The sequence below is a fragment of the Streptomyces sp. NPDC059009 genome (genome assembly GCF_042740175.1).
GTDB lineage: Bacteria > Actinomycetota > Actinomycetes > Streptomycetales > Streptomycetaceae > Streptomyces.
The window spans coordinates 221599-230232 of sequence record NZ_JBHYJB010000011.1; the positions used below are offsets into that span (position 1 = coordinate 221599).

The 8634-nt window shown below is 71.3% G+C and carries 8 protein-coding genes; 2 read left to right on the forward strand and 6 right to left on the reverse strand.

Going from position 1 to position 8634, the window contains the following annotated elements; translation table 11 throughout:
• The first annotated feature begins 136 nt into the window (after window positions 1-136).
• A complete protein-coding gene (locus tag ACFWYM_RS14240; protein ID WP_384835196.1) occupies window positions 137-793 on the forward strand; it encodes a M23 family metallopeptidase in 657 nt (218 codons plus the stop codon).
• A gap of 52 nt (window positions 794-845) precedes the next feature.
• On the opposite strand, the gene ACFWYM_RS14245 is transcribed toward ACFWYM_RS14240, so the two are convergent.
• Window positions 846-1427 carry a TetR/AcrR family transcriptional regulator gene (locus ACFWYM_RS14245; protein ID WP_384835199.1) on the reverse strand — a complete coding sequence of 194 codons (582 nt, stop codon included), beginning with the start codon at window positions 1425-1427 and terminating at the stop codon, window positions 846-848.
• Between the two features lie 187 nt (window positions 1428-1614).
• Here ACFWYM_RS14245 and ACFWYM_RS14250 point away from each other — a divergent pair, with 187 nt between their 5' ends.
• Window positions 1615-3249, forward strand: a complete 1635-nt coding sequence (locus ACFWYM_RS14250) for an MDR family MFS transporter (RefSeq protein ID WP_384835238.1) — start codon at window positions 1615-1617, stop codon at window positions 3247-3249.
• Between the two features lie 286 nt (window positions 3250-3535).
• Here the strand turns inward: ACFWYM_RS14250 and cseC are convergent, their stop codons facing one another.
• From cseC to ACFWYM_RS14275, 5 genes are all read right to left on the reverse strand, one after another.
• The gene (cseC, locus tag ACFWYM_RS14255) at window positions 3536-4972 is read right to left on the reverse strand and encodes a two-component system sensor histidine kinase CseC (RefSeq protein ID WP_384835202.1); all 1437 of its coding nucleotides are present in this window, start codon (window positions 4970-4972) and stop codon (window positions 3536-3538) included.
• A gap of 12 nt (window positions 4973-4984) precedes the next feature.
• The gene (cseB, locus tag ACFWYM_RS14260; RefSeq protein WP_384835205.1) at window positions 4985-5698 is read right to left on the reverse strand and encodes a two-component system response regulator CseB; all 714 of its coding nucleotides are present in this window, start codon (window positions 5696-5698) and stop codon (window positions 4985-4987) included.
• Window positions 5699-5886: 188 nt separating this feature from the next.
• Entirely contained in the window at window positions 5887-6525 is a 639-nt protein-coding gene (locus ACFWYM_RS14265; protein ID WP_384835208.1) for a hypothetical protein, read from the reverse strand.
• A 59-nt stretch (window positions 6526-6584) separates the two neighbouring features.
• The gene (locus ACFWYM_RS14270) at window positions 6585-7145 is read right to left on the reverse strand and encodes a SigE family RNA polymerase sigma factor (RefSeq protein WP_384835211.1); all 561 of its coding nucleotides are present in this window, start codon (window positions 7143-7145) and stop codon (window positions 6585-6587) included.
• Between the two features lie 342 nt (window positions 7146-7487).
• Complete coding sequence (locus ACFWYM_RS14275) at window positions 7488-8453, reverse strand: A/G-specific adenine glycosylase (protein WP_384835214.1); 966 nt, start codon at window positions 8451-8453, stop codon at window positions 7488-7490.
• Window positions 8454-8634: the final 181 nt, after the last annotated feature.

An 8634-nucleotide genomic window follows, 5' to 3' on the forward strand; every position in this document is an offset into this window, starting at 1 on the left:
GAGGCCGACCCGGCGACACGTGCTGCACGTGGGCCGGGTCCCGTCGTGTCTGTCATGGCCGTCATGCCCCCGGGGCCCCCGGGATGTGGCGGCCCCACGTACCCCCTCAGCCGTAAAGCCCCGGAGGTCATCCGAAATGTCGAAGCGCGCCAAGTCCCACCATCCCGGCTCCCCCCTGCTCCGTACGCGGGTCGCGGCCGTCGCCGCGGGCGTCGGAGTCACCGCGATGCTGGGTGCCGGGGTCGCCTCCGCCGCGGACGGCGACGTCCAGGCCGGTGCGCTGCCCGCCGTGGCCGCTTCCTCCCTCGACGCGCAGGCCGCCGCCCAGGCCAAGGCCGCGGGCCAGGCCCAGCAGGCCGCCGCGAAGAAGGCCGCCGCCTGGCAGGACCCGGTGCAGCACTACACGCTCTCGGCGACCTTCGGTCTCGGCGGCAGCATGTGGTCCCACAAGCACTCGGGCCAGGACTTCGCGGTGCCGGTCGGCACCCCGGTCTCGGCCGTGCACGGCGGCACCGTCGTGAAGGCCGGCGGCAACGGCGCCGGGGACGGCCCGGCGTACGGCAACGCGATCGTGATCAAGCACAGCGACGGCACGTACTCGCAGTACGCGCACCTGTCGCGGGTCGACGTCCGCATCGGCCAGGCCGTCGGCACCGGCCAGCAGATAGCCCTCTCCGGCAACACGGGCAACTCCAGCGGCCCGCACCTGCACTTCGAGATCCGCACGACGCCGAACTACGGCTCCGCGGTCGACCCGGTCGCCTTCCTGCGCGCGCAGGGCGTGACCGTCTGACCCCACCCCCCCCGGGTGGCCCTCCCTCGTACGGCCACCCCCGTACGACCCGTCAGGCGTCCTTGTGCGCCTGTGCGACCAGATCGACGGCGACCTCCAGGATGGCCTTGCGCTTCTCCTCGGGGTCGCCTTCGGCGTCCTTGAGCGCGAACAGGCCCGCGTGCATGGTGAACAGGGCGCTGAAGCACCGCACTTGGGCGGTCATGGGGGCGTCCGGGTCCTTGAGGATGTCGTACAGCGCGAGCATCCGGCCCCGGAACTCCTCGCCCGACTTCAGGTCGCGGACCGTGCCCTGGTTCTCCTGCATGAAGCGGAAGAGCGGCGCCGCGGCGGTGAGGATGTCGCTGTAGCGGCGCAGCAGCTCCTGCTTGGTCTCCAGGGTGCGCGGCTGCTCCTTGCCCCAGAGGATCAGCTCGTCGATGGGGCCCGTCAGATCCTCGAAGAGGCTGGTGAGGATGTCCTCCTTGGTCTTGAAGTGGTAGTACAGCGCCGCCTTCGTGACCTCGAGCCGCTCCGCGATCTCGCGCAGCGACGTCTTCTCGTACCCCTGCTCGGCGAAGAGCTCCAGGGCCACGTTCTGAATGCGCTCGCGGGTGTCCCCGCGGCGCTGCTGCTTGCCTGTGCCCGTGCTCATCGTGGTGCTCCTCGTGCTCCTCGTGCCGGTGTATTGCCCGATGTACGCCTGCCCGTCATGAACTTACTTGACGCCCGGCTAGTTAGGGGTCTACCTTCCCTCAGTGTAGTCAACTTGCCGGGCGGCAAGTAAGTAGCTGGGGAACATACGGGGAGTGGGGATCATGACGACGGAAATGAAGAAACCGATGGGGAAGCCGGAGGGGACGGCGGAAGGCACGGCGGCCGCCGGTGCCGCCGGTGTCGCCGAGCCGCAGCCGCGCAGTCTGCGCGTCGTGCTCATGGCGCTGATGATCACGATCCTCCTCGCGATGCTGGACAACATGATCGTGAGCCCCGCGATGCCGACCATCGTCGGCGACCTGGGCGGCATGGAGCACCTGTCCTGGGTGGTCACCGCCTACACGCTCGCGACCGCGGCCTCCACCCCGATCTGGGGCAAGGTCGGCGACATGTACGGACGGAAGGGCGCCTTCCTCTCGTCCATAGTCATCTTCCTGGCCGGCTCCGCACTCAGCGGAATGGCCCAGGACATGGGGCAGTTGATCGGCTTCCGGGCGATCCAGGGCCTCGGCGCGGGCGGACTGATGGTCGGCGTCATGGCGATCATCGGTGAGCTGGTCCCGCCGCGGGAGCGCGGCAAGTACATGGGCATGATGACGGCCGTGATGGGCGTCGCGATGATCGGCGGACCGCTCGTCGGCGGCACCATCACCGACCACCTCGGCTGGCGCTGGGCCTTCTACATCAACGTCCCGATCGGCGTCGTCGCCCTCGCCATGGTGACCGCCGTGCTGCACCTGCCCAAGAAGCGGGCCGAGGGGCGGATCGACTACCTGGGCGCCGCGCTGCTCACCATCGGCATCACCGCGTTCGTGCTGGTCACCACCTGGGGCGGCACGGAGTACGCCTGGGGCTCGGCCATGATCATGGAGCTCATCGGGATCGGCATCGCCTCGCTCGTCGGCTTCGTCTTCGTCCAGCGCAAGGCCGCCGAGCCGATCATGCCGCTGCACATCTTCCGCAGCCGCAACTTCTCGCTGATGTCCGTGATCGGCTTCATCACCGGCTTCGTGATGTTCGGCGCGATGCTCTTCCTGCCGCTCTACCAGCAGGCGGTGCAGGGCGCCTCGGCCACCAACTCCGGCCTGCTGCTCCTGCCGCTGCTGCTCGCGATGATGGCCGTCTCGTTCTTCGCGGGCCGCTTCACCACCAGCACCGGCAAGTACAAGCTCTTCCCGATCGTCGGCGGCGTGTTCATGGTCGCCGGGCTCGTGCTCCTCTCGCAGATGGACACCGGCACCTCGCGGTTCACCACGGGGCTGTACATGGTCGTGCTCGGCATCGGCATGGGCTGCCTGATGCAGATCACCATGCTGGTCGCGCAGAACAGCGTGGAGCTCAAGGACATGGGCGTCGCCTCGTCCTCGGCCACGCTCTTCCGCACCCTCGGCTCGTCCTTCGGTGTCGCGATCATGGGCGCGCTCTTCAACAACCGGGTGCAGCACGAGATGGCCGAGCGGGCCGGTGCGACGGGCGGCCAGGCCACCGAGAAGTCGGCGCAGCTGACCAAGGAGGCCCTGGACAAGCTCCCCGTCGCGGCCAAGGAGGCGTACCAGCACGCGGTGTCGTCCGGCACGCACGCGGCCTTCCTGCTCGGCTCCGCGATCGCGGTGGCCGTGCTCATCGCGGCCTTCTTCGTGAAGGAGACGCCGCTGCGGGGCTCGGGTCCGGCCGAGTCCGGCGACAAGGGACCGGCCGGGGGTGCGGCTGGGGACGCCGCACCTGAGGCGCGCGACAAGGCGGTGGCAGAGGCCGTCTGACCCGCCCGTCACTTCCCGGCCGCGCAGGCCCCTGGCGTCCCCCCGGCGCCGGGGGCCTGCGCATGTCCGGTCCCGGGCCCCAAAGGGGCGCGGAGAACTGCGCGACCAGCCCCCACCGACCCGCGGACGACTCTGGACGGGCTGAGTCGGGCAGGACTCTGGACGGCTGAGCCGGGTAGGACTCCGGACGGCTGAGCCCGGCAGGACTCCGGGCGGGTGGGCCGGGCAGCTCCGGCTGGACGTCAGCGCCGCGTGAAACGGTGCCGAGAACCCGCTGTCCGGTGGGCTAGACCCACTTGCTCGGCTTGTCGGGGAGCTGCAGCATCGGGAAGCTGCCCGTGTTCGTCGGGGCGTGCTCCGGGAGCCAGAGGACCGCGACGGCGCCCTCGGCGGGGGCGTGTGCGGCGCCGCCCGGCGGGCGGATGTTGCGGAAGGTGAGGCGGGCGCCGAGCACCCGGGCCTGGCCCGCCGCGATGGTCAGACCGAGCCCGTGACCGTGGCCCGCGCGGTCGGCGCTGCCGGTGCGGAAGCGGCTGGGGCCCTCTTCGAGGAGCGACTCGGGGAAGCCGGGGCCGTGGTCGCGCACCCGGACCACCCGGCCCTCGACGCTGACCTCGAAGGGCGGCTTGCCGTGCTTCGCGGCGTTGGCCAGGAGGTTGCCGAGGATGCGCTCCAGGCGGCGCGGGTCGGTGGTGACCTCCGACTCGTGCACGACGGTGACCGTGATGTCGTCGTTGAGCACGCCGATGCGGCGGGTGACGAACTCGCCGAGCATGATGTCCTGCAGCTCGGCCCGCTCGGAGGCGCCGTCGAGACGGGCCACTTCGAGGACGTCCTCGACCAGCGTGCGCATCGCCTGGGCGCGGTCCTTGACCAGCTCGCTCGGGCGGCCCGGCGGCAGCAGCTCGGCCGCCGTGAGCAGCCCCGTCACCGGGGTGCGCAGCTCGTGCGCGATGTCCGCGGTGACCCGGCGCTCGGCCTCCAGGCGCTGCTTGAGGGCGTCGGCCATGGCGTCGACGGCGCGCGCGAGGTCGTCCGTCTCGTCCCGTACGACACCGCCGATGGCGTCCCGCACCCGTACGTCCGACTGCCCCTGCGCCACCTCGCCCGCCGCGGCCGCCGCCTTGCGCAGTCGCCGGGACAGCTGGCCGCCGATCAGCACGCCCAGGGCGCAGCCGCCGAAGATCACCGCGACGCCACCGATCACCAGGGCCTGGTCGAGGTCCTTCATGACGGTGGAGCTGCGGTCCGTGAAGCGGTCGTGCACGGACAGGATGTGGCCGTTGCTCAGCGGGACGGCGGCCCAGATGTCGGGCACCCCGTCCGAGTTCTCCTTGATGTACGTGGCGCGCCGCCCCGGGGCGATCTTCGCCCGCAGCTCCATGGGCAGCTCGGGGTCGTCGATCTTCTGGCCGAACGGGTAGGGGGTCAGCTTGCGCTTGGGCGACGCCTCGTAGTTCCGCTGGGCGATCTGGACGCGCTCGTCGGCCAGGTCGCGCGCGTTGTCGAGCATCGTGACGCGCGCGGAGTTGTGCACGACCAGGCTCAGCGCCACCGCGACCAGGGCGCTGACCGCGGCGACGGCGGCACTGATCTTCCAGCGCACGCCCGTGCGCAGCCCCTCGCCGAGCGCCGTGCGGACGCGCTCCCGCAGGCCCTCGTCACCCTTGCCGAGTGCCGAACGCACCCGGTGGCGCAGGGTCCCCGCTGCCCCGCTGTTCATTCCGGTCCCCCGTCAAGCCTTGAGCTTGTAGCCAAAACCGCGGACGGTCTCGATGCGGTCCTGCCCCACCTTGGTCCGCAGCCGCTGCACATGGACGTCCACGACGCGGGTGTCCCCGCCCCAGCCGTAGTCCCACACGCGCTCCAGGAGCTTGTCGCGGGAGAGCACGGTGCCCGGCGCCGAGGAGAACTCCAGGAGGAGCCGCATCTCGGTCGGTGTGAGGGCGACGTGCTCGCCGCCGCGGCGCACCTCCATGCCCTCCGTGTCGATCTCCAGGTCGCCGAAGTGCAGGACCCCGCCGTCCCCGGGGGCGCCCTCCTCGCCGGCGGGCGCGGGCGAGCCGGGGCCGCCGGCGTGGCCGAAGCGGCGCAGCACGGCGCGGATGCGGGCGACCAGGACCGCCCCGTCGAACGGCTTGGTCACGTAGTCGTCGGCGCCCGCCTCGAGGCCGAGCACCACGTCGATCGAGTCGGCGCGGGCCGAGAGCATGATCACCGGGACCGTCGACTCGTCCCGGATGCGGCGGCACAGGCTCACGCCGTCCAGGCCCGGCACCATCACGTCGAGCAGGGCGATGTCGGGGCGGTCGGCCCGGAACGCCTCGAGGCCCGCGAGGCCGTCGGGCATGGCGGTCACCGCGAAGCCGTCCCGCTCGAGGGCGAGCTGGGTGGCCTCGCGGATGACGTCGTCGTCCTCGACGAACAGGACATGTGTCTGTTCTGCCATCGGTGCTCTCAGTCTCCGGGGTTGTTCGGGTCGGTGCGGTGCTTCGGTGTGGTGCTTCGGTGCGGTGCTTCGGTGCGGTGCTTCGGTGGTGCAGCTTCGGAGTGAAGCGGTGCTTTGGTGCTTCGGTGGTGCAGCTTCGGTGCTTCGGTGTGAAGCGGTGCTGCGGTCTCAGTGTGAAGGGGCGGCGGTCAGCTGTCCGGACTGGGGTCGCTGCCGCTCGTCGTGTTCCCGTAGTTGTTCCGGACCGGCTTGCCCTGCTGCCGGAACCTGCCCTCCTCGCTGTTCCACCTGAACGTGGTCACCAGCTGGCTGGAGGGGTACGCCAGGTCGTCGTCCTTGTCGTACAGCTGCCGGGTCACGACCAGCTCGCCCCGGTCGATCTCCGAGTAGGCCGACGGTTCCTCGGCCCGGAAGACATTCTGGTACTTCTTGCCCTCTTCGCGATACACGTAGGTGCCGACGCCAACGGCGTCTCCGCAGGTCATCACGTTCACGATGATGTCCGGGGCCGATCCGCCGGTCAGGTCCCCCGAGCTCACGTCGACCGGGTACTCGTCCGCGACGCAGGGCTGCAGGTCGCGCTTGATGGACTCGCTGACCTTGGGGTCGTCCTTCACCAGCTTGACGGCCTCGCTGTTGTTCATCGCCGTCGCGGACGGGGCGGGCTCGGCGGGGACGGCGGTGTCGGGGGCCGCGGGGCGCACCGAGTTCGCGGGGTCGGTGCGGGCCGGGCCCTCGTCACGCGTGCCGGAGCCGCCGGTCGAGCAGGCGGTGATGAAAAGCCCGAGGGCGGCGAGCACGACCGCTGCCGTGCTCCCCGCCTTCAACGCTGTTCCCCAGACCCACCTGGAAGGTGGACCCGGGGGTGGCTCGTTGGCCCCAGTACCTAGGCCGCGCAACGCTCCCGCTCCTCACGTTCGAACGCGCGGGCAGCGGGCCCTGCCGACTCCTCGTCGGCGGCGCGGCTCTCCAGCTCCTGACGGAGCCGGGCCAGGGCCCGGTGCAGCGTGCTCTTGACCGTTCCGGCCGACATGCCGAGTGCGGCAGCCGTCTCCTCGGTGGACATCTGCTCCCAGTGTCGCAGCACCACGACGCTGCGCTGCTTCGGTGCGAGCACCTTCATGATGTCCATCAGGAGGGCGCGGTCGGCGTGCTGCTCCGTGGAGTCGTCCACGGAGGCGTCCGGCAGCTGCTCGGTGGGGACCTCTTCGAGCTTGCGGGCGCGCCACCACTCCGTACGCGTGTTGATCATGACACGGCGGAGGTAGGCGTCGGCCAGCCGCTTGTCGGCTATGCCCTCCCAGCGGCCGTACGTCCGCACCAGCGCCGTCTGCAGCAGGTCCTGGGCGTCCACCGGGTCCGGGACCAGACGCCGGGCACTGCGCAGCAGGGCGTCCTGCCGAGTGCGGACGTACTCTTCGAACTCGAGCACCTCGCCGTGCGCCATACCCAACCGCCTCCGTTCCGACCCGTTGCCTCGTCGTGTCTCGCTGACAGAAATGAAGCTACGGAGGCGTTGTCACGAGGCTGTGCGGAGCAGCCAGCGGAGGGCGCACGGCTGTCCGTCGGTTGTGTAACAGAAGTAGGCGACGCGTAAACCTGCAGGTGAGAGCGGGGTTTTATGCGGTGTTATGCCCGTTTTGGGGGTCGGGGTGACGGTCGGGTGAGGCACATGAAGCGTTACGAGCGTTACGGGTGTTACAGGCGCTGCAGGTGTTGCAGGCGCTGTGGGTGTTGCAGGCACTGCGGGTGTCGCACGCACCGCGGGTGTTGCGGGGCGTTGTGGCAGTTACGTGAGGGGCAGTCGGTAGAGGCCGTCGGGCAGGGGTTCCACCAGGCCGTCGGAGACCAGGCCGTCCAGGGCGCGGGCCCGCTGCACCGGTTCGTCCCAGACCCGGTCGAGCACCGCCTGCGGCACCGGTGCGACGGCCTCCCGCAGGACGGCGAGCAGCTTGCCGCGGACCTGCCGGTCGGTGCCCGCGTAGGTCTGGCCCCGGCGTGCGGGACCCTCGTGCGCGGGCTTGCCCGCCGCGTGCCAGGCGCACTGGGCGGCGATGGGGCAGCGCGCGCAGTTCTCGTTCTTGGCGGTGCAGACGAGGGCGCCCAGCTCCATGGAGGCGGCGGCCCAGCGCGAGGCGGTCCGCTCGTCCTCGGGCAGGAGGGCGCGGGCGAGCTTGCGCTCGGCGGCGGTGGTGGCGTTCGGCGGGTACTGGACGCCCGTGACGGCGCGGGCGAAGACCCGGCGCACGTTCGTGTCCAGGACCGCGTGCCGCTGTCCGTACGCGAAGGAGGCGACCGCGGCGGCGGTGTACTCGCCGATGCCGGGCAGCGCGAGCAGCTGGGAGTGGAGTGCGGGGACGTCGCCGCCGTGCCGTTCCGTTATGGCGACGGCTGCGCCGTGCAGGCGCAGGGCGCGGCGCGGGTAGCCGAGCCGGCCCCAGGCGCGGACGGCCTCGCCCGGCGCTTCCTTGGCCAGGTCGGCGGGGCGCGGCCAGCGGGCGAGCCACTGCTCGTACACGGGCAGGACGCGGCTGACGGGGGTCTGCTGCAGCATGAACTCGCTGACCATCACTCCCCAGGGGCCGGCGTCGGGGCGCCGCCACGGGAGGTCCCGGGCGTTGGCGTCGAACCAGGCGATGACGGGGGTGTGCAGCGGGGCGCCGTCGGGGGTCGGGGCTGCGGACGGCCCGGACGGCTCGATCGGCTCGGTCGGCTCGGAGGGCTGGGGCGGCATGGGCTTCGTGGGCGCAGTCATGGCACGCCCGATCCTGCCACGGGGGCGGTGGGGGTGGGGACAACGGCGCGGGGGTGCCGTCTTCGGCTCGTGGGTGGGGGGTGGGGTGCGGGTGGAGTCGGCTGGCCGGTGGTGGGGGCGGGGTGGGGACGCGGCGGTATGTCCGTCCTCGAAAAGCCGGGGGCGCCGTACGAGTTCATGA

Excerpts from the sequence above, each read along its gene's own strand:
- ACFWYM_RS14250 (WP_384835238.1), top strand. The coding sequence starts at position 1,615 with ATGGGGAAGCCGGAGGGGACGGCGGAAGGCACGGCGGCCGCCGGTGCC.
- ACFWYM_RS14240 (WP_384835196.1), top strand. The coding sequence starts at position 137 with ATGTCGAAGCGCGCCAAGTCCCACCATCCCGGCTCCCCCCTGCTCCGT.
- ACFWYM_RS14245 (WP_384835199.1), bottom strand. The coding sequence starts at position 1,427 with ATGAGCACGGGCACAGGCAAGCAGCAGCGCCGCGGGGACACCCGCGAG.
- cseB (WP_384835205.1), bottom strand. The coding sequence starts at position 5,698 with ATGGCAGAACAGACACATGTCCTGTTCGTCGAGGACGACGACGTCATC.
- ACFWYM_RS14270 (WP_384835211.1), bottom strand. The coding sequence starts at position 7,145 with ATGGCGCACGGCGAGGTGCTCGAGTTCGAAGAGTACGTCCGCACTCGG.
- ACFWYM_RS14275 (WP_384835214.1), bottom strand. The coding sequence starts at position 8,453 with ATGACTGCGCCCACGAAGCCCATGCCGCCCCAGCCCTCCGAGCCGACC.
- cseC (WP_384835202.1), bottom strand. The coding sequence starts at position 4,972 with ATGAACAGCGGGGCAGCGGGGACCCTGCGCCACCGGGTGCGTTCGGCA.